This is a genomic window from Paenibacillus sp. OAE614 (assembly GCF_040546645.1).
GTDB lineage: Bacteria > Bacillota > Bacilli > Paenibacillales > Paenibacillaceae > Paenibacillus_AQ > Paenibacillus_AQ favisporus.
In genome coordinates, this window is the sequence record NZ_JBEPOD010000001.1 from 1,694,084 (window position 1) to 1,714,096 (window position 20,013).

A 20,013-nucleotide genomic window follows, 5' to 3' on the forward strand; every position below is an offset into this window, starting at 1 on the left:
CTAATCACACCTAATCAAAGGAGGCGAAGGCATGATATCATTTCCAAAACCGGATGTGGAGCAGTTTTTTCAGAGCTATGTCATCAGCAGCTTCGGCGTGAGCGCCGACGAGTCGAGGCTTGTGTTCAGCGCCAGCCTGAGCGGGAAATTCAATGTGTGGGCCATGGATTTGAAAGGGGATACATCGTATCCGTACCCGCTGACGTACAACGATCAAATGGCCAGCTTCGTTAAGCCGGACCCGGAGGGAAGGCATCTGCTGACGGCGTTTGACCGCGACGGCGACGAGAACTACCATTTCCATGCGCTGAAGTGGAACGGCGGACAGCCGCTGCCGCTGTTTCCTGAGAGTGCTCCGGATGAAAAGCATTACTTTGTCCATCTGTCCGAAGACGGCAACCGCCTGTATTACAGCACCTCCCGGGATAACCCGATGTTTCTGAATTCCCGGGTGTACCGCCTGGATACGGGAGTGGACCGGCTGCTCCTGCAGGGCGAAGAAACGACGACCAGCCTTACAGCCGTCAGCCCGGATGAGCAGACTTTCGCATACACCAAGAGCTACGCCAATACATACAACGTCAGTTATTTACGCCGGGTAGGGGACGAGGCGGATCAGTGCCTGACGCCGGATCCCGGGCGGGTCCATAATGCCGGTGAGGTTCATTTTCTAAATGATGGGGAGGTGGTCTTTGCCACTGATTATGATGCTGAATTTGCTTATTTGGCTTCCTTCGATCCGGCAACCGGCACGTTTGAACAACGGCTGCACATCGAGCGGGAAAGTGTGGAGCTGATCCGTCTGCACCGGGAATCGCGGACGGCGTATCTGGTGACGGACCGCGGGGTCGAGGACCGGCTGTACGCGTATGCGCTGGACACCGGCGAGCTGACGCCGATTCCGCTGCCCGCCGATATCGTGCACCAGCTGACCGTAACCCGGTCAGGGAACCTGTACGTGCTTGCACGCGGCGCTGTCAAGCCGCTGAATGTGTACCGTTACGCGGACGGACAGTGGACAATGCTGACGAAAAACGTGCTGACGGGACTGACCGAGGAGGATTTGTCCGCGCCCGAAGTGGTGTCCTATTCCTCTTTTGACGGGATGAAGATGGAGGCGCTCTTGTACCGGGCGAAGGAGGACGCCGCCAACGGGTATACGGTATTCTGGCCGCACGGCGGGCCGCAGGCCGCAGAGCGCAAGCAGTTCCGGTCGATGTTCCAATATATCATCGCGCAGGGCTACAACATTTTCTGCCCGAACTTCCGCGGCAGCACAGGCTACGGCAGCTCTTTTGTGAAGCTGGTGGAGCAGGACTGGGGCGAAGGGCCGCGCAAGGACTGCCTGGCAGGGATGGAGTGGCTGTTCGAGCAAGGTATTTCCTCAAGGGATAAGCTGTTCGTGGTCGGCGGCAGCTACGGCGGATATATGACCCTGCTCTTGGCCGGGCGCAATCCCGAGTATTTCCGGGCGGCCGTGGATATTTTCGGCGTAAGCAATCTGTTTACGTTCTACCATTCCGTGCCGGACCACTGGAAGTCGATCATGGAGCGCTGGCTCGGCGATCCGGAACGCGACCGCGAACGGTTCGTCAAGGATTCGCCGATAACGTATCTGGATCAGATGGTCAACCCGATGCTGATCATTCAAGGGGCCAACGATCCGCGGGTGGTCAAGGCGGAGTCAGACCAGATCGTGGAAGCGCTCCAGGCCAAGGGCCGCGACGTTGAGTATATTGTGTTCGAAGACGAGGGTCATGGCATGACCAAAAAGGCCAACGAAAAAATCGCGTACACCCGCATGGTGGAGTTCATGAACCGCTGCCAGTAGCGAGTGGAAGGGCTTTTGTAAGCCCGCGCGAAGGCGGCGATTTTATCCAACTTAGGGCCGGCCGTGAAGCCGGGAGAGGAGACAGAGGAATGTCGGAACGAACAGAACATGCTGGCAGGGAAGAGCGGCTGTATTGGCTTCATCATTTGGAACGCTGGGCGCGTCCGGTGCTGACGCGGCTTGCGGAGGGAAGGCTGCGCGCAGAGATGCCGGTGGAGAGCAGCGGGGAAGGCCGGGAGGCTTACACCCATCTGGAGGCATTCGGCCGCCTGCTGGACGGCATCGCCCCTTGGCTCGGAGCGGAGGGTGGAAGCGCGGAGGAGCAGCGGCTGCGCACAGAGCTGCTGGGGCTGACGCATCAAGCGCTGGAGCAGGCCAGCGACCCGGCCTCCCCGGACGTGCTGAATTTTGGCGAAGGGCATCAGCCCATCGTGGACACGGCCTTCTTGTGCCAAGCTTTTCTCCGTGCGCCCCATGTTTTATGGGATCCGTTAACGGACGAGCAGAAGCAAAGATGGCTATCCACCTGGAAGCTGACCCGCACGCGCAAGCCGTTCTTCAACAACTGGCTGCTGTTCTCTGCGGTCATCGAGACGGCTCTGGCCCGGTTTGGCGACCGGGACTGGGATCCGATGCGGATCGATTACGCCTTGAAGCAGCTGGAACAGTGGTACGCCGGTGACGGAGTGTACGGCGACGGGCCGGAGTACCACGCCGACTACTACAACAGCTTCGTCATCCACCCGATGCTGCTGGACGTGCTGGATCACGCCGGCGCGCTGCAGCCGGACTGGGAGGCGCACAAGGGACCGGCGCTCGTCCGGGCGCAGCGGTACGCGGAGCAGCTGGAGCGCATGATCGCCCCGGACGGCAGCTTTCCGGTGGTCGGCCGGTCCATCAGCTACCGGACGGGCGCCTTCCATCTGTTGGCCCAATTGGCCTGGCAGCAGCGGCTGCCGGAAGGGCTGGACGCGGCGCAGGTGCGCGGCGCGCTGACGGCCGTCATGAAGCGCTGCTTCGGGCCAGCCGGGACGTACGACGCCGAAGGCTGGCTGCGCATTGGCCTCAGCGGTCATCAGCCGGAGCTGGGCGAGGGTTATATTTCTACGGGCAGCTTGTATCTATGCGCGACCGTCCTGCTGCCTCTCGCGCTGCCGGAGAACGATCCGTTCTGGCAGGGCGAAGCCGAGTGGACGTCCAAGCGGATTTGGAGCGGCGGGCATGGCCGAATCGACCATGCGCTTGGACATTAAGCACCGGATGGTGGAACCGGGGGTGTCACAAACCAAGAGGCTGTCCCCCAGGCTACTTCGGCCTGGCGGGGACAGCCTCTTGTCCGTCATCGTACCATGGGTTCAGGTGCACCATGACGTCGGCCACCTGCTTCATGCGCTCCATGATCGTTTTTTTTACTTCCCGGCTGACGTCATGCCCTTCCTGTACGGTGAGATGGTTGGGGACGCTGACTTTGACGTCGACGATGATGGCGTTGCCGAGCTCTCGGGCCCGAATGCTGTCGACGCGCTTTACGTTGGGTACGGAGTAGATGATCGAGCTTAGCATGGCGAGCTGCTCGTTCGTGATGTTTTTGTCCATCAGAATGTCGACGGACTCCCGTCCCATTTTGTACCCGAGCCGGATCACCAGGTACGATACGATAATCCCGGCGACCGGGTCGCCGTATTCCGTATAGGGGATATGATAGGCTTCGCCAATCAGCGAAATGCCGATCCCGATGGACGCGGCTGCGGAAGCGTAGACGTCCGCGATATGGTCGTAGGCCGTGGCAATCAGGCTGCGGCTGTTCTCAGCCTTGCCGATCCGGATGCAGTACATGTACAGGATCTGCTTCCAGATCAGGGAAACCAGCGCGGCCGCAAGAGCGATCCAACTGGCTTCGGCCGGAGGAACGAACAGCGATTCGATTGATTTATACACCATCAGCAGCGCCGCCATGACGAGAATGATCGCCACGATGCCCGATGCGATCGCTTCGGCTTTCCCATGCCCGTAGGGATGATCTTCATCCGCCGGCTTGCGGGATACCATGGCCGAGGTAAGTGCCGCGATCGTCGCCACGACATCGCCTGCATTATGAATCCCGTCGGCTACGAGAACCTTACTGCCGAATAACAGCCCGACGATGATTTTGAGAAGGGTCAGCAAGACGTTGCTGATGAGGCTGACCCATACCGCCAATATTGATTTGCTGGCCACGGACTCCAGTCTCCTCGCTCCATTCTTGGGTTTATTTCTTTTTATATAACCAAAAATAAACATTTCTTATTACGCCAAAACATGCATCGCGGACAAAGATAACCCCCGCATGACACGACAATATCGCGCCTCGGGAGTCCTCCGAGTTAAAAGTATTCGGAAAAAGGTGGAATCGTATACATCATATTCCCACTTTCCGGCTCAAGCAACAGAACAAAAGCCTCCCGTGACATTTGTCTTCTCCGCACAAAATGAGGTGCAGGAGGCTGACAAATAACAGGAGGCTTATGCCGGTTATGAGGCCTAAATTGTCGCTGCTTGGTTGATGAAACAGAAGCTTTTCCGGTACAAGGCTGGATCGTCTAACGGCGGAGGCTATTTAAACGGAAGTTTAAAGGATTTCCTGTAGAGCGGATACAGCCACTTCACACCGCTTGGCGTCATCGAATCGGCGATCAGATGGGACAAGTACCCGGCGGTGGATACGAGCATGATCCCTTCCAGATTGAGGTATGCCTCCAGTCCGGAACTGATCCATGCCCAAAGCCAAACCGCCCAGACGGTATGGGTCATGCCGCGGTGCTTGAGCCAAGGGGCGATACCCACAAATGCACCCAGTCCGGACATCCAGACCATGGCGTTATGTATTCCGGCGTAAATCAATATGCAGCCAATCAGGCTAACGAGCACGTTACGAATCATGCCGTCTTTAATGATCAGTCCGAGCAGAAACAGAACGAGCGCCAAGATGGAATATTCGAGATAAAAGCTCCCCTTAGCGATATACAGGTACCCCAGGACGATCACGAGCAGCAGCCCGGACCAGTACAGCCATTCTCTGAGCCATTTCGAGAACCGGCCGAGGGTAGAACTGAGCATGCTGGGGCCGTCGAGGTCTGCGCTGAGCGCTGATAAGGCGGAAACCGCGATGTACATCGCCGCATGCTTCAGCGTAAACGGATAATGGGCTGCGGCGGCAGCACCGATCACTACGCCTATAGCGAGATGTGTCGAACCCTTCATTTCTCCTCCTCTGACTGACATCAGGATGATTGCAGGCAAACATATGTTTGCTATCGTATTATACACGTTTTGGTGTCACGTGTATATGCCTGTCAGAGAGGATAGGACTAAAGTTCGTGTAACCATCAGGTCCGTTAATCAGCCGGATTGGCTGTATCCGAATTTTCGTCCGCCGCGGCTGCCTCTGTTCGTCCAAGCAAATAATCTATGGAGACTTGAAAATAATCAGCCAGTTTCGACAGCGTATCAAAATCCGGTTTCCTGCGGTTCTTCTCATAGTGGGACAAGGCCGCCCGGCTGATCCCAAGGGTTATGGACAATGCCTCTTGAGTCAATTTCCTCTGCTCCCTGAGCTCTGATATTCGGTTGCCGTAATTCATTTCTTTCCCCCCCCCTTGGATACCCGGGTATGCGTGAGCATTTGGACCTGCTAAATAACGCTTGACATGATACAAAATGTATCGTAAATTAACAGTGTCGTCAATAGTGCAAGCTGTTTTTGAACCGATTTACCCAAAAAAACAGGTTCATTCTCCTCTTGGAAAGTCAATCTTTATTCATAGATTAAGCCAATACCAGGAATAAAGACGCAATTCGTCACCATCGGTTACACCAGGAAGCCGGAACCAGTGCATATTCTGTCGAGCTTCCATATTTAATGATACATAATGTTGCATTGTTTTTCAAAAATCAAAGGGATGGATGCTGATACGTATGATCGATACACACTGCCATATCCTGCCGGCTGTGGACGACGGGCCGAAAACGATCGATGGAGCACTTCGCTTGGCTGCGGCTGCAGTGGAAGAAGGGATTACGACGATCATCGCCACCCCGCACCACCGAGAGAGACATTATTTGAACTCCGCCAAAAAAATCAACCGCCGCGTGAAGCTGTTTAACGCCAAGCTCAAGCGCGTCGGGATCCCCCTGAAGGTGCTCCCTGGACAGGAGTACCACCTTACCGAACGTTATCCCACCGAATTCCGGCGCGGCCGGATCCAGACGCTTGCCGGCAGCCGCTATTTACTCGTAGAGCTTCCCTCCCGCAAGGTACCCGGGTATTTTACAGATTTTCTTGCCTTCATGAAACGGGCCGATATTCGGGTCGTCATTGCCCATCCGGAACGGAACTTGGGGATTATCGATCAGCCCGATCAAGTGGCGGGATGGATTCGGGACTTCGGCGTCCTGCTGCAGGTAACGACCCAATCTCTTGCCGGATTTTTTGGGGAATCGGTACAGAGCACAGCTGCGTACTTGTGCAAACACCGGTTGGTCCATTTGATAGGAACGGATGCGCACAACACGGTCCGGCGGAAATTTTACGCACAGGAAGGGCTCGGCATCATCGACAAGCTGTGTGGAGCAGGCTTTCGGAAGAGCCTGGAGGACCATGCGGTGCAGCTCATCAGCGGAAAGGAGATCGGAACGTTTCATCAACCCACCGTCTAGAGCGGAGGCAACCATTCGATGAAATTGGGGGGAAGGATTATGGAATTCAAGCTGCTGCTGCAAATGTTAAGAAAGCGTCTTTGGCTGATCGTATTGGTGGTGGTCTTGTGCTCGGCCGGCACCGGTGCCTACAGCATCTATGTCATGAAGCCGGTTTATGAAGCAAGCAGCACGATGATCGTCAATAAGTCCAATTTGGACAGCGAGGGAAAACCGACGCTCGATATTAATGAAATCAATTCTAACATTATGCTGATCAACTCCTATAAGGTCATTATCAGCTCCGCTTCCATCATGGAAAAGGTCGTCGCCCAGTACCCCGGTCTGCATGAGACCGCGCAGGACTTGATGGACCGGGTCGAGGTCGTTACGACCCAAAACTCGCAAATCATCGAATTGAAAATCCGCGATGCCTCCTACCAGCATGCCAAAGAGATCGTAAACGCCGTATCGCTCGTGTTCAAGCATGAAATCCCCAAAATCATGAAAGTGGACAATATTTCGATTCTGGACAGCACCTTGTCGACGAGTGCTCCCGATCCGGTCAGCCCGAATGTTGTCCTTAACATCGCCATCGCTTTTGCCGCATCGTTCATGATCATCGTTGGCGTGGTGCTGTTTATCGAGTACTTGGATGACACGATCAAGTCCGATGAGGACGTGGAGCGGTATCTTGAGCTTACGACCCTGGGCGCGATCCGGAAAATGAAAAAGCGGGACTTGCGAACGCGGGCGACCGCCCGATCCAAACAACAGGCAGGTGAAAAGTATGCGTCAGTCAGCCAATAGAAACAAGCTGATCATGAACGTCAACCGCAGGTCGTCGATCTCGGAAGGGTACCGCAACATTCGGACCAACATCCAATTTTCCGGCTGGAATCAAAAGCTGCAGGTGCTTGCCGTGACCTCGACCCAGGCAGGGGAAGGGAAATCGACGACGATCAGCAATCTGGCGGTTGCCTATGCCCAGGAAGGAAAAAACGTGCTGCTGATCGACGCCGATCTCAGGCACCCGTCGCTGCAGAGCATTTTTAACGTGCCGAACCGGCTTGGGCTCTCGAATCTTCTCGCCGAACAATGCGCGTTTGGTGATGTCGTGCAGACGACCGTGGTGGAGAACCTGTCGCTGGTCACCGCCGGACCGGTTCCTCCGAATCCGACGGAGCTGTTATCATCGGACCGGCTGCAGGAAGTGATCGACGGCTGGAAGCCCGTTTACGACATCATCCTCATCGACACGTCACCGGTGATGGCTGTCGCCGACGGCTTGATCGTCTCCTCCGTGTGCGACGGGGTGATCCTCGTTGTTCTATCGGGCAAGGTCAAGCGGGAGTACATTCAGAAAACGAAAGAGAAGCTGGAGCTTGCGAAGGCAACGATTCTCGGCGTCGTTCTGAATCAGAAAAAATACAGTAAGTCCGAGGCGAACCAGTACCGTTATTACGGTCATCAATAGTTTTTCGGGTATCAAGGAAACCGCGTGTTAATGAAGCATGTCTTTACAGGTCATGTCTACTGTACCTTTATCACGGGTAGGCACTCGATCATGCTGTGGGTATTCGGATACCTTAGACGTTTATCGTCGAAAGTGTGATGTGAGGTCGGGTTCAATGCCCGAGTAACGCTCATGCTTCGGATGGAAGCATGAGCTATGCTGCCTGCAGGCGGTATAGCTCATCCTTTCATCCTGATAAACAGAAGAAAACATAAAACCGAAGGATACAACATTATGAAGTTGGGGGTTTATTCAAGTGAAAAAAGTGAAAAAGGCCATTATACCGGCTGCCGGACTCGGTACCCGTTTCCTGCCGGCAACCAAAGCGATGCCCAAAGAAATGCTGCCGATCGTCGACAAGCCGACCATTCAATACATCGTGGAGGAAGCGATCGAGGCGGGAATCGAGGACATCATTATAGTCACCGGCAAGGGAAAACGGTCGATTGAGGATCATTTCGATTACTCCTTCGAGCTGGAGCTCAGCCTGCTGGAAAAAGGGAAGCTGGACGTGCTTGAGATGGTTCGGCGTTCGTCAGCCGTAGAGATCCATTATATCCGGCAAAAGGAAGCCAAAGGCCTCGGCCATGCCATATGGTGCGCGCGGAATTTTATCGGTGACGAGCCCTTCGCGGTGCTTCTCGGAGATGATATCGTCCGCGCGGAAGCGCCCTGCATCGGACAGCTCGTCCGCCAGTACGAAAAGCACGGCTGCTCCGTCGTCGGCGTCGGGCAGGTGCCATCCGAGCACACATCGCGGTATGGCATCATCGACCCGAGTGCGATTCACGACACGGACAAACGGACCTTTGAGCTGCGGAAAGTGGTGGAAAAGCCCGCTCCGGGAGAGGCGCCGTCGAATTTGGCCATTATGGGCCGTTATGTGCTCACCCCGGAAATATTCAGCCTGCTGGAACACCAGGAAGCCGGGTATGGCGGGGAGATCCAGCTTACAGATGCCATCCAGCAGCTGATTGTCAAGCATCGCTGTCTGGCCTATGAATTCGAAGGGGAGCGCTTCGACGTCGGCGAGAAGCTCGGGTACATTCTGACCACCATTCAGTTTGCGCTTCGCCAGGGAGAACTTCGGACACCCCTCTTAAGGGAACTGGACCGGATTCTGCAAATCGATAACGTGGAGCCGAAGATTTGACCGGGATCAGCGTGACTGATCAGCCGTATGAGCGGTGAAAGAAAGGTCATTACCATTTGAAATGAAGGCAGGGGCGGACTTATGGTCAAAAAAATTTGCGTCGTGGGGCTGGGTTATATCGGACTGCCAACAGCCAGTCTGCTTGCGATTAAAGGCTTTGAAGTGCATGGCGTGGACACGAACCGACATGCGGTCGAGCTGATTAACCAGGGCGAAGTTCATATTGTGGAACCGGATTTGGACATTATGGTCAAGGCGGCCGTCCAGAGCGGACAGCTGCATGTCTCGGAAGAACCGGAGGAGGCAGATGTATTTATTCTGGCCGTTCCAACCCCTTTCGAGGAGAACCAGAAGCCGGATTTGTCTTACGTCAGACAGGCGGCTGCTTCCGTGGCTCCTTTCCTCCGGCCGGGCAACATCGTTATCCTGGAATCTACGAGTCCGGTGGGGACGACCGAGATGGTTGCACGCTCGATTTTGGACGCCCGGACCGACCTGACCGTGTCCGGATCACCGCAGCAGGCCGCCCGGCGGATCTATGTCGCCCATTGCCCCGAGAGGGTGATGCCCGGGCAAATCCTCCGCGAGCTCGTGGAAAACGACCGGATTATCGGGGGGATCGATATCGAGTCGACCCAGCGAACCGTGGCCTTTTACAAGCAGTTCGTCAGCGGGAAAATCCTTGAAACCAACGCCAAAACGGCGGAGATGGCCAAGCTGACCGAAAATTCCTTCCGCGATGTCAACATCGCTTTTGCGAACGAGCTGTCTCTCATCTGTGACCAGCTGGACATCAACGTGTGGGAATTGATCCGGCTGGCAAACCACCATCCCAGAGTGAACATTCTTCAGCCAGGACCGGGCGTGGGAGGACACTGCATCGCGGTCGATCCGTGGTTTATCGTCCATGCGGCGCCGGAACAGGCCAAGCTGATTCATACCGCTAGAATCGTTAACGACTATAAGCCCGGTTACGTGGTGAATAAGGTGACGGAGCGGGCCAAACGGTTGAAGTCGCCCGTCATTGCCTGCCTGGGACTTTCTTTTAAGGCGAACATCGACGACCTGAGGGAAAGCCCCGCGCTTGCAATCGTGGAGCATTTGGCGAAGGCCCGGATCGGGGACATTTATGCCGTGGAGCCGCATATCCAGCTTCTGCCGGCCTCGCTTGCGGAAGCCGGGGTTCAGCTGCTTGAAACGGTGGAGGCGGTCCGCAAGGCGGATATTGTGCTGCTGCTCGTGAATCACGACGCTTTCTCCCATATGGACCGCAACCTGCTTCAGGAAAAAATCGTGATCGATACAAGGGGCTTCTTCAGCGAATCGCCCCGGGAACGGGTCGGGGTGCATTGATGTCCACGCTGATGATGAAAGTAAAAAAGCTGCGCAGGATGCCGCTGCATGCGGCGGCGGCCAAGGTCGCGGAAAAAGCGCTTGATGAAACGCGCACCGCCTATCTCAGCATCCGACACAGGCTGGCTCCGGCCGTGCTGAAGCCGAGCCTGTTCAGCGGATTCCGAAGCCGCGGCCGCTTCCTGTTCGATCCGCAGGATAAGGAGCGGTATACGGAGCTGCTGCGCGAAGGGCGGTCCGATACGGAGATTATCCGGCAGGCGGACCGGATCTGCGTCCACGAGTTCGATTTGCTGGGATCGGGTCCCGTGACCCTCGGAGAGCGGCTTCCCTGGCACGAAGACTTCAAGACGGGATTCCGCTGGGAGCCCCGGTATTATAAACGAATCCGAACGGTCGATTTATCGAACCGGGCTGACGTGAAGGTTCCCTGGGAGCTTTCGCGTTTTCAGCATGTCTTTACGCTGGGGAAAGCTTATTGGCTGACAGGCAGAGAGGCGTATGCGCTAGAATTTCAAGCCCAGCTGGATGACTGGATCCAGGAGAATCCACCCGAAATGTCGGTAAACTGGACCTGCGCGATGGATGTGGCGATCCGTGCCGTCAACTGGATTGCGGGCATTTATTTTTTCCGGGACAGCCCTTCGCTGCCCGAAGCGTTCTGGGACCGGCTTCATGCGTCGCTGTACAGGCACGGCGGTTTTATTATGGATAATTTGGAAAACACGGGCGAGCATACGGGAAACCACTATTTGTCCAATCTCGCCGGACTGATCGGATTGGGCCTTTATTTTGGGGATATAGAGGTGCGAGGCAAAGGAATAAGCGGCTCAAGCCCCAAAGAGTGGCTCGCTTACGGCATACGGGAAACCGAGCGGGAAATGTTCGTGCAGGTGAACGTGGACGGATCGAACTACGAGGCTTCCACTTCCTATCACCGGCTCGTCGCCGAGCTGTTTGTCCTGTCTGCGGTCTGGTGCCGCGGCAACGGGATTGAATTCACGCCGGAATACATGAAGCGGCTCGAGAAGATGCACGAGTTCTTGCTGGACCTCGTGAAGCAGGATGGGCGAACGCCGGTCGTCGGCGACGCGGACGACGGACGCGTGATGATCGCGGCCGGTTACGGCCGGTGGGCGCCGGCGGATTGCCGCCATATGCTGGCCGTGGCCGGCGAGCTGTTCGACCGCGACGATTTCCGCGCCGCCGGACGCCTGCACCGTGAGGAAGCGATGTGGATTGCCGGGTTGTCCACGCTCCGGCCATATGCAGCGCCTGAAAGAGCGCCCTCGAACCGGCCTTGCGCAGCGTATCCGGACGGCGGGTATTATGTGCTGCGCAGCAGCCTGGCGTACTGCCTGGTGCGCTGCGGCGAGCTGTCTTTCCGCGGCCATGGGGCCCACAGCCATAACGACCAGCTGAGCTTTGAGCTTCAGGTGTCCGGCCAGGACATCTTTGTCGATCCGGGTGCCTATATTTACTCTGCCGATTACCGGCTGCGCAACCTGTTCCGCAGTACGGGTATGCACAACACCGTTCAAGTGGGCGGGCATGAGCAAAACGATTTTGATGAACACGAGCTGTTTCTGATGCGGGAGCAGACATTCGCGCGCTGTGATGCGTTCAGGGAAGGCTTTTTCGCAGGCAGTCATTCAGGTTATGCCGGCAAGTGCAGCGTCATCCATCGGCGCGTGTTTGAATTTCATGAGGGAGAACTGACGCTGTCCGACCGTCTGGATCCGGTGTCACCAGGAGCGGAAGAGATCCGGGAATTTACGGCTTCATTCATGCTGGCACCGGGTGCCGCTGCAGCCCAAACGGATGGCATCGTCCTCATACGCCAAGCCGGAGTAACGATACATATGAGTTTTGAGGGGGCGTCCGCCATCCAGCTGGAAGATTCCTGGGTTTCGAAACGATATGGCGTGCGGCGCGCAAGCCGGCTGATCCGGGTTCGAAGCAGTCATCCGGAAGGGCTTAGCACCCGCATCCGTTGGAAATAAAATCGCAGCAGATGCACATGTTGACTTCGTAATCAAACGCAGCAGCTCAAGTGAACGAGGTGATCCTTCCATGAAAGTCGTATTCATCGGTCCGCTTCCGCCTCCGCGCGGCGGCGTATCCGTCCATCTCAGCCGTCTGTCCGCCGTCATGGAGCAGCAGGGCATCGATTATGAGATATATAACGAAGCCAAGGGCGCGGCCCGCAGCCCGCACGTCCATCCTTTGAACCGGTACCGGCGGTTTCTGTTCAAGATCCCTTTTCTGAAGGGGGACATTCTTCATTTCCATACGATCGACCCACGGCTACGCAGTCTGCTTGGGCTGTATAAGCGGCTTGGCCAAAAAATCATCCTCACGGTTCACGGCGTCAATCTGGAGGATCAGATCCGGCATGCCGGTCCGCTGAGGCGGCGGATTCTTCTCCGCAGCCTGAAGAGCATCGACCTGATCATATGCGTCAATGAGGACACGACCCGGTTCCTGCGCGAACTGGGATTTCGTCATGACCGGGTCGTAACGATCCCGGCATATATTCACCCGCCGGAACGAGCAGAGGAGGCCAGAGCCATCCCTGCCGGGGTGTACACGTTTTTGGAAGAAGCGGATTTTGCGATTTGTGCTAACGGCTATGTGCGTTTTTACCGCGGGGAGGATTTGTACGGCTTCGATTTGTTGATCCAGCTGATGAAGGAACTGCGCGGACGCGGCAGGCGGATCCGGCTGCTGGTTGCGGTCATGGGGGTTTCCACGCAAACCGGGGAGGAACGAAGCCACTACATGAGGCTTCAACGGGAGCTCAACGAGTACGGCCTCAGCGGCGATGTCATGTTCTATGAAGTGGACGATACGGAGTTCTATCCGATTCTGAAGAAGAGCCACTTATTCATCCGGCCGACGAACACGGACGGTTACGGCATGTCCATTGCGGAGTCGCTGCACGGGCGCATTCCTTGCGCGGCGAGCGAAGTATGCAGGCGGCCGGAGGGGACGGTTCTGTTCCGCTCCCGGGACTTGGCGGACCTTGCCGCCAAAGTGAGCGACATCATCGACCGCTATCCGCATTACAAGGATCAGCTGCAGGACCTTCAAGTCGAGGATTATGCGTCAGAGCTCATCCAGGTGTATTCCAGCATCGCAGGAAAGGAATCGCCGAGTGGCAAGCCGGCTGTGGAGGTCTATGGAAAATAAAAAATTTCTCTCCAACGGCGTCGCCTATTTCTGCTCCTCCCTGATGACCCAAATGGTGAACCTGATCCTCATCCCGCTGTACACCCGCAACTTAAGCCAGCAGCAGTACGGACAATATGACATCATTCTCAGCATTCAGCAGCTGCTGGCGCTCGGGATTACGCTGGGCGTATATTCAGGCATGGTCCGGTTTTACCATGAATACGACAACAAGCTGGAGCTGAGAAATACGGCGGTGAATTTTTCCCTGCTGTGGGGGCTGGCATTTATCCTCGTGGCATGGGCCGTAAATCCCTGGATCTATCCCCATGTGTTCGTTCAGCTCTCGGACTCCACCCATCTGTTTATTCCCTATGTCGTGATGAGCTCGGTGCTGGCCTGTCATAACTTGATCTATACCAGCTACTATACGATGCAGTTTAAGGCGCTGCTCGCCAGCAGCATCCAAATCGCCACCGTGGTGTTCACGCTGGTCTACGCGCTGTACTTTTTTCTGGTGCTGAAGATGGGGATTCTTGGTATTTTGCAGGCCCAGCTCTTCGGCCACTTGACGGTATTCGTCCTGCTTTTTCTCATTCATATCCGGCAGTACCGTTTCAGGCTGAGTATCCGGAAGCTGCGGATGATGCTCGGCTACGGCACGGGTTTGATGATCGGCGATGTCTCCGCATGGGTTCTGTCCCTCAGCGACCGTTTTCTGATCAAGGGCTTTCTGAACCTGTCTTCGGTAGCGGTGTATTCCATCGGATACAAAATCGGCATGCTGATCAATCCGGTGTTCATCAACCCGTTCATGTCCGTATTCACGCCGTTCAAATACGCAATGTACAAGGAAACGGCCGGACCGGAGCAGATCCGTAAAATGTTCAGGCTGTACAACTTCGTAGGCTGGCTGTGCGTGCTCGGGCTCTCGCTGTTTGCCAACATTGCCACGCAGCTGGTCGCCACCGAGGCATACCGGGATGCGAACTACATTATCCCGATCGTGGCGATTTCGTATTTTTTGGCGGGTGCGGCGGATTTCTATGCGCTGGGGCTCCATATCGCCAGAAAAATGAAGCTGTACTCGATCATTATCATTACGGCCGCCCTGATCAACGTCGGCTGCAACCTGGCGCTTATTCCGCTTCTTGGGCTGTACGGATCGGCCATATCCACCGTGATCGCTTATATGGCCTCGAATTATTTGTTTTACCGGTTTGGCACCAAGTATTATTCGATTGGGCTCGGCCTGCTGTTTCCGTACAAGTACTTGTCCGTTACCCTGCCGATTTACGGCATTTATTTCGTCTTGATGCAGGTCATCCATTCCGTGCTGCTGGAGATTCTGTTTAATGGAATTCTCTGCTGCGGCTTCGTTTACTTATGCCTGCTGTGCAAGCTGGTGACCCGGGCGGAGCTGGGCGGGATGATCCGGCAGGTGCTCAAGCAGAAGTCCAATATGTCCATGAAAGGAGTCCAATCCGAGCTATGAATACCCGAATTGTGACCGATATGGAGGGGTTTCAAAGCCTTCAGGAAGACTGGGAGCGGTTGGAGCTTCAGGATCCGGATGCGACCTATTACAGTACGTTTCAGTTCAATTATTTCTGGTGGAAAACCCACTCCAAGAACCCGGGCAAACGGCTTTTTATCGTGTGCTGCCTCCTGGACAACAGGGTGGTGGGGATCGCCCCGCTCATGATCCGCCGTGACCGCAGCAAGCTGTTCAGCTGCAGCACGCTTTGCTTTATCGGTCAGGGGGATTATTTCACCTTTTTGCTCGAAAGGGGTAGCGGAAGCGAGATCAAAATCCTGAAGGAGCTGTTCGGCGCTTTTCACGCCCATGACAGCCTCTGGGACAAATTCGAGCTGACCCATCTGACGCAGGAGTCGCAGCTGCTCCACTACCTGCTTCGCCATGAGCAGTATAACGAACATGTGCAGTACCTCACTTCCTGTCCGGTGATCCCGATCAGGGAGCATGAGACCTACGAGCGGCTGAGCCAAACAAAGGATTTTATCAAAATGAAAAAGACGCGGGATAAGCTCCGCAAACAGGTGAACTACCGGTTCAAGGTCGTCACCGGTGAGCAGAACGCGGAAATCTACGACCGGGTAGCCCGGGTTCACCGGCTGCTGAAGGAGTACCTGCAGACCGAAAAAGGCAGGTCCGAAAGGCGGAGCTTGTTTGAAAACGAGTACACTGACGAATTTCTCAGGCGTCTTTTCTGCAATAACGAGCAGGTGGTCGTCTTTATGCTTGAGGATGAACGCGGGGAGATTATCAACTACAGCATCTGCTATCTTTACAAGGATGTTCTGTACGATTGGAATTCGGGTTACGCCCCCGAATATTCGACTTTTCACGGCCTATCCAACGTGCTCATGATCGAAACGCTGGAGCATTTGTTCAAGGAGAAGCTCGGCAAGCGGCTCGACTGCGGGGCGGGCAGCTATGCCTGGAAGTTTAAATGGACCAGCCGGTTCAACGTAAACTATACGTTCAAGATGTGGAATCTGCTGAAAGCCAGGGGCCGGTTGTACCGGTTTTTGTCCGGATTCAAAACGATGCTTCAGACCGCCTTCATTATGACCGGAATGATCGAAATCATGCTGTAATGTCTACCGGCAGCCGAGCTGACTCAAGGATAAAGGAGTTTAACTGGAACCATGAGTATAAAAATTGTTACCGATACCGATGGATTCCTTAGCATTCAAGAGGATTGGGAGCGCTTGCAGGAGCTGGACGACGAATTGACCTACTACAGCACTTTTCAATATAACTACGCATGGTGGCTGACCTTTGGAGAGGACCGGAACAACAAGCTGTTCATTATTTGCTGCAGCCGGGACAACGAAATGGTCGGCATCGCTCCGCTTGTCATCCGTACGGTGGATAAAAAAATTGTGAAATGCCATGTGCTCGGCTTTATGGGCAAGGGCGATTATTTCAATTTCATCCTCCATTCCCAAAAGGGCAGTCCGGCTGCGATTATCAAGGAAATTTTCAAAGCCATCGAGGACCATTCCGACCTGTGGGACAAAATCGAATTGACGCACCTTGCAACCGACACATCGCTGCTTCACTTTTTACTGCGCCATGACAGGTACAATCCGAGCATCAAGTACCTCACCTCCTGTCCGAGCATCCGGATCGGCGGATGGGATACCGCAGCCGGGTGGGATACGAGCGGAATCAATGCCAAGGCGAAAAAGAAGCTGAGGAAGCTCCAGCAGGAGACCGATTATCAGTTCAAAATGGTGGACTGCCGGCAAAGCGGGGATATTTATGACCGGATCTCCAATGTTCACAAGCAGGAGAAGGCATATCTGCACGAGCAGAGGGGAAGGATCGACCGCAGAAGCCTGTTTGAAGACCAGAAGAATGAGGAGTTTTACAAGCGGGTATTTATGAACAACGACCAGGTCATTGCGTCCTTCCTCGAGCTTGAGGATTCGAACGTGATGATCGCCTACCAGCTGTTTTTTCTGCACAGGGGAAAGCTGTACGGCTGGAATACCGGGTATTCCCCCGATTATGCGAAATACGGCGTCTTCGACGTACTGATGCTGGAAACGATCCGCAGGCTGATCGAGCAGGGGCAGGTGACGGACATCGATCTGGGCGCCGGTTCGTACCCGTGGAAGTTCCGGTGGACCAATCAATTTACCGTCATGTATTCGCTGCAAATGTGGAACAATGACCGCCTTCACACGAGGCTGTACCGAATGCTGGTAAAGGGGAGGGGAATCTTGAAGTACCTGAACCGGAAAAACGCTGTGCATTCCTGATGCAGCAGGGTGAAGGAAAGGGATAAGGGGAAAAACGTCATGCACTTGGAGAAATGCAAATGGTTTAACGGCGCCAATTCGCCTGTTTTCTTTATGATCGATGATCTGGCCAATACGTGGGTGGACGTCAACCATAACGGAATTCCCGATCTGGAGGAGGATTGGGGATACTGCAAAAATGGAGAAAACTCATCCTTCCGGTACTTGAATGAGCAAATCCTGCGGCATTTTCCGCAGGTCAAGGTAACCTTCTTTGTTCCGGTAGGGGTCCGGGCCGGTATGTCCGATCATCCGGTGTGCAGGCAAACCTCCCGCCCGATCAACGCCGACGAGGAGAGCAGGGCTTTCTTCCGCGGCATTCACCGGCACCCGTGCTATGAACTCGCCTATCATGGTACGACCCATGGACGAACGGGACCGAATCCGGAGGATTTTGTACAGGAATGGGAGCTGTTCGAAAGCGCCGAAGAAGCATTGGAACGTACCTTGGAAGGGATATCGGTCTATGCCGATGCCGTCGGCGAAAGGCCGAAAGGCGGCAAATACTGCGGGTACGCCGGCAACGATTGCTCGGATGAAAGCATTGATCGGGCGGGGTTCATTTGGTGGTGCAGATACTGGAACCGGGGGGCGGGAGACCCTGCGATGAAACGGATCAGCGGCGGGGATTCAGATCCGCTCACCAACTACGATATTAAACGCTTTGGCGAAGGCGGCGTCATCGACATTCCATCGACGGTGGACGGAGGGCTGCTGAATGGGATTTACCGGCCGGAAGCTTCCTTGAAGGGGATGGCCAAACGGTTCTTAAAGACGCCGCTTCGCCGCTGGAAGCTCCGTGAGCTGGATTATTTGCTGGAGAACAGGCTGGTCATCGGGATTCAGGAGCATATTTCCCCCGCACGCGACGATGGGAAGAGGCAGTCCCCCAACATTTTTGACGACTGCGGCAGTCTGCAGGCGATCTTTCGTTATTTGGAGGGGAAAAACGTATGGTACTGCACCGGGTCGGAGCTTGCCGATTACGTGAACCTCCGGGATCACGTGCAGGTCGTGACTTATCCGGGTGAGGAAAGGATGTTTACTCTCGAACACGAATCCAGATACGGAAACGGCGGCATTCTCTCGCTGAAGCTGGACCCGTCTAATCCTGCAAGCATCCTGCTGCCCGACGGCACGGCAGTCCGGGTGACGGCCGGGATTGCGAACCTTCCGGTCATGAAAGGGGAATATTTCATTCGGGAAGGTGAAATCAGATGAAGCAGACGATGATCGTCATCTCGGATTATATCGAAGGCGCGCCGGTGGTCGCATCGGTCCGGTATGCCGGATTGATGAAGCATTTTATGGAACAATACCGCCTTATCGTCGTGAACGACCGGAAATGCGGTCCGGCGCCGAGCCGGTTTGCCGCTGTCAATTACAAATACGATACGCCCAGCAGTACCTTTACGCAGACGATGGTTGGCGGGGAGCCTTCCGGCCGGGGAATCAAGCAGCTTATTGAAGGTGTGCTCAGAAACAAATGGACGATCACGGCATGGAGGAACTATAAATACAGCTCCTATGTTTTCAGGCGCATGAACATCCGCCTCTTCCGCGAGCTGGACGCATGCCTGGAGCAGAACGAGGTATCAGCCGTATTTTTGACGATACCGGATGTGTACGGACTGTACATCATTGACCACATCAAACGCAAAGCGCCGGGAATTCCGGTAGTGCTCGAGATCAGGGACATCATCAACCATAACATCGGGGAAGGTCAGCCCCGTCAGGCCTACCGCAGGGCGGAGAGGATGATCCCCCGGCTGGCCGACGCAATCGTGGCCGTGTCCCAGGGGATCCGGCAGCATTATGAACTTGGGCAAGAACGGCCGTCTATACGGCTGATCCGCAACGGATACGACGAGGAACCGTTCCAAAACTGCGTATATCAACGTATTTCCGACAATATCCGCGAGCTGACCATGGCTCATATTGGCTCCATCTATAAAGGACGAAATATACATGCATTGATCGAGGGGCTGCAGCTGTTTCACGAGAGGACCAGCATACGGATCAAGCTTAAAGTTGCGGGGCTGCTTGACCAGCAGGCGGCCAGGGATCTATCCAATGTGAACATGACAGGTGACGGGGTTACGGTGGAGATCGTAGGAAGCGTCAGGCATGAGGCGTCGTCGTCTCTGCTGAAAGAAGCGGACGTAGCGGTCATTCTTACGCATACCAAGGGCAGCGATTATGCCATCCCGGGCAAAACCTTTGAATATATCGGGGCGTGCAAGCCGATCCTGGCCGTTACGGCTGACCGGGAGCTGGTGGAATTGGTCCACGGCCGGTATGGCATCTGCGCGGGCCATCACCGGGACTCCGTGGCCGATGGTTTGGCGGACTTGATCGCCAAGGAGTTCGATTTCTCCGGCCGGTCAGCCTTTTCCCGTACGAACCAGGCGGAGCAGCTTCTGGCCATGATCGGGGAGCACATTCGTGGAGCGACGCAAAAAAGAGTAAAGAGGGTATAAA

At 55.3% G+C, this 20,013-nt stretch carries 16 protein-coding genes and 1 pseudogene; 14 read left to right on the forward strand and 3 right to left on the reverse strand.

The genetic code is table 11. The annotated features are described in order from the left end of the window. Positions 1 to 31: 31 nt before the first annotated feature. Both ABIE48_RS08120 and ABIE48_RS08125 read left to right on the forward strand, forming a co-directional pair. Positions 32 to 1,831, forward strand: a complete 1,800-nt coding sequence (locus ABIE48_RS08120) for an alpha/beta fold hydrolase (RefSeq protein WP_192714817.1) — start codon at positions 32 to 34, stop codon at positions 1,829 to 1,831. A gap of 89 nt (positions 1,832 to 1,920) precedes the next feature. Beyond that, positions 1,921 to 3,084, forward strand: coding sequence for a DUF2264 domain-containing protein (locus ABIE48_RS08125; RefSeq protein ID WP_192714816.1), 1,164 nt, complete (start codon positions 1,921 to 1,923; stop codon positions 3,082 to 3,084). A gap of 52 nt (positions 3,085 to 3,136) precedes the next feature. Here ABIE48_RS08125 and ABIE48_RS08130 read toward each other — a convergent pair whose 3' ends face one another. The 3 genes and pseudogenes from ABIE48_RS08130 to ABIE48_RS08140 all read right to left on the reverse strand — a co-directional run. After that, positions 3,137 to 4,057 (reverse strand): cation diffusion facilitator family transporter, encoded by a 921-nt coding sequence (locus ABIE48_RS08130; RefSeq protein WP_076169574.1) that lies wholly within the window; start codon positions 4,055 to 4,057, stop codon positions 3,137 to 3,139. 366 nt (positions 4,058 to 4,423) lie between these two features. Continuing rightward, on the reverse strand, positions 4,424 to 5,071 hold the full coding sequence (locus ABIE48_RS08135; protein ID WP_076168532.1) for a metal-dependent hydrolase: 648 nt from the start codon (positions 5,069 to 5,071) through the stop codon (positions 4,424 to 4,426). A gap of 176 nt (positions 5,072 to 5,247) precedes the next feature. Continuing rightward, positions 5,248 to 5,451 (reverse strand): annotated as a pseudogene (locus tag ABIE48_RS08140) (helix-turn-helix domain-containing protein); the annotation flags it as partial. Between the two features lie 334 nt (positions 5,452 to 5,785). Here ABIE48_RS08140 and ABIE48_RS08145 point away from each other — a divergent pair. From ABIE48_RS08145 to ABIE48_RS08200, 12 genes are all read left to right on the forward strand, one after another. Then, on the forward strand, positions 5,786 to 6,526 hold the full coding sequence (locus ABIE48_RS08145) for a tyrosine-protein phosphatase (protein WP_192714815.1): 741 nt from the start codon (positions 5,786 to 5,788) through the stop codon (positions 6,524 to 6,526). A 39-nt stretch (positions 6,527 to 6,565) separates the two neighbouring features. Next, positions 6,566 to 7,315 (forward strand): YveK family protein, encoded by a 750-nt coding sequence (locus ABIE48_RS08150; protein ID WP_192714814.1) that lies wholly within the window; start codon positions 6,566 to 6,568, stop codon positions 7,313 to 7,315. After that, complete coding sequence (locus ABIE48_RS08155; protein ID WP_145022167.1) at positions 7,296 to 7,982, forward strand: CpsD/CapB family tyrosine-protein kinase; 687 nt, start codon at positions 7,296 to 7,298, stop codon at positions 7,980 to 7,982. The genes ABIE48_RS08150 and ABIE48_RS08155 overlap by 20 nt, the downstream gene beginning before the upstream one ends. Before the next feature lie 295 nt (positions 7,983 to 8,277). Beyond that, positions 8,278 to 9,174 (forward strand): UTP--glucose-1-phosphate uridylyltransferase GalU, encoded by an 897-nt coding sequence (gene galU, locus ABIE48_RS08160; protein WP_192714813.1) that lies wholly within the window; start codon positions 8,278 to 8,280, stop codon positions 9,172 to 9,174. Positions 9,175 to 9,255: 81 nt separating this feature from the next. Beyond that, positions 9,256 to 10,527: a UDP-N-acetyl-D-mannosamine dehydrogenase gene (wecC, locus tag ABIE48_RS08165; protein WP_192714812.1), complete on the forward strand. Its 1,272-nt coding sequence runs from the start codon at positions 9,256 to 9,258 to the stop codon at positions 10,525 to 10,527. Next, on the forward strand, positions 10,527 to 12,530 hold the full coding sequence (locus tag ABIE48_RS08170) for a heparinase II/III family protein (protein ID WP_354518678.1): 2,004 nt from the start codon (positions 10,527 to 10,529) through the stop codon (positions 12,528 to 12,530). Before wecC ends, ABIE48_RS08170 begins: the two co-directional genes overlap by 1 nt. A gap of 70 nt (positions 12,531 to 12,600) precedes the next feature. Beyond that, positions 12,601 to 13,719 (forward strand): glycosyltransferase, encoded by a 1,119-nt coding sequence (locus ABIE48_RS08175; protein ID WP_192714810.1) that lies wholly within the window; start codon positions 12,601 to 12,603, stop codon positions 13,717 to 13,719. Further along, positions 13,709 to 15,193 (forward strand): lipopolysaccharide biosynthesis protein, encoded by a 1,485-nt coding sequence (locus ABIE48_RS08180; RefSeq protein WP_192714809.1) that lies wholly within the window; start codon positions 13,709 to 13,711, stop codon positions 15,191 to 15,193. Before ABIE48_RS08175 ends, ABIE48_RS08180 begins: the two co-directional genes overlap by 11 nt. After that, positions 15,190 to 16,320: a GNAT family N-acetyltransferase gene (locus ABIE48_RS08185; protein ID WP_192714808.1), complete on the forward strand. Its 1,131-nt coding sequence runs from the start codon at positions 15,190 to 15,192 to the stop codon at positions 16,318 to 16,320. The genes ABIE48_RS08180 and ABIE48_RS08185 overlap by 4 nt, the downstream gene beginning before the upstream one ends. Before the next feature lie 51 nt (positions 16,321 to 16,371). Then, a complete protein-coding gene (locus ABIE48_RS08190) occupies positions 16,372 to 17,493 on the forward strand; it encodes a GNAT family N-acetyltransferase (RefSeq protein WP_192714807.1) in 1,122 nt (373 codons plus the stop codon). Positions 17,494 to 17,532: 39 nt separating this feature from the next. Beyond that, positions 17,533 to 18,753, forward strand: coding sequence for a hypothetical protein (locus tag ABIE48_RS08195; protein ID WP_192714806.1), 1,221 nt, complete (start codon positions 17,533 to 17,535; stop codon positions 18,751 to 18,753). Then, entirely contained in the window at positions 18,750 to 20,012 is a 1,263-nt protein-coding gene (locus ABIE48_RS08200; protein ID WP_192714805.1) for a glycosyltransferase family protein, read from the forward strand. The genes ABIE48_RS08195 and ABIE48_RS08200 overlap by 4 nt, the downstream gene beginning before the upstream one ends. Position 20,013: the final 1 nt, after the last annotated feature.

Coding starts and splice junctions, on each gene's coding strand:
- ABIE48_RS08190 (WP_192714807.1), top strand. CDS start 16,372: ATGAGTATAAAAATTGTTACCGATACCGATGGATTCCTTAGCATTCAA.
- ABIE48_RS08120 (WP_192714817.1), top strand. CDS start 32: ATGATATCATTTCCAAAACCGGATGTGGAGCAGTTTTTTCAGAGCTAT.
- ABIE48_RS08180 (WP_192714809.1), top strand. CDS start 13,709: ATGGAAAATAAAAAATTTCTCTCCAACGGCGTCGCCTATTTCTGCTCC.
- ABIE48_RS08200 (WP_192714805.1), top strand. CDS start 18,750: ATGAAGCAGACGATGATCGTCATCTCGGATTATATCGAAGGCGCGCCG.
- ABIE48_RS08135 (WP_076168532.1), bottom strand. CDS start 5,071: ATGAAGGGTTCGACACATCTCGCTATAGGCGTAGTGATCGGTGCTGCC.
- ABIE48_RS08155 (WP_145022167.1), top strand. CDS start 7,296: ATGCGTCAGTCAGCCAATAGAAACAAGCTGATCATGAACGTCAACCGC.
- ABIE48_RS08125 (WP_192714816.1), top strand. CDS start 1,921: ATGTCGGAACGAACAGAACATGCTGGCAGGGAAGAGCGGCTGTATTGG.
- ABIE48_RS08145 (WP_192714815.1), top strand. CDS start 5,786: ATGATCGATACACACTGCCATATCCTGCCGGCTGTGGACGACGGGCCG.
- wecC (WP_192714812.1), top strand. CDS start 9,256: ATGGTCAAAAAAATTTGCGTCGTGGGGCTGGGTTATATCGGACTGCCA.
- ABIE48_RS08150 (WP_192714814.1), top strand. CDS start 6,566: ATGGAATTCAAGCTGCTGCTGCAAATGTTAAGAAAGCGTCTTTGGCTG.
- ABIE48_RS08170 (WP_354518678.1), top strand. CDS start 10,527: ATGTCCACGCTGATGATGAAAGTAAAAAAGCTGCGCAGGATGCCGCTG.
- ABIE48_RS08185 (WP_192714808.1), top strand. CDS start 15,190: ATGAATACCCGAATTGTGACCGATATGGAGGGGTTTCAAAGCCTTCAG.
- ABIE48_RS08195 (WP_192714806.1), top strand. CDS start 17,533: ATGCACTTGGAGAAATGCAAATGGTTTAACGGCGCCAATTCGCCTGTT.
- ABIE48_RS08175 (WP_192714810.1), top strand. CDS start 12,601: ATGAAAGTCGTATTCATCGGTCCGCTTCCGCCTCCGCGCGGCGGCGTA.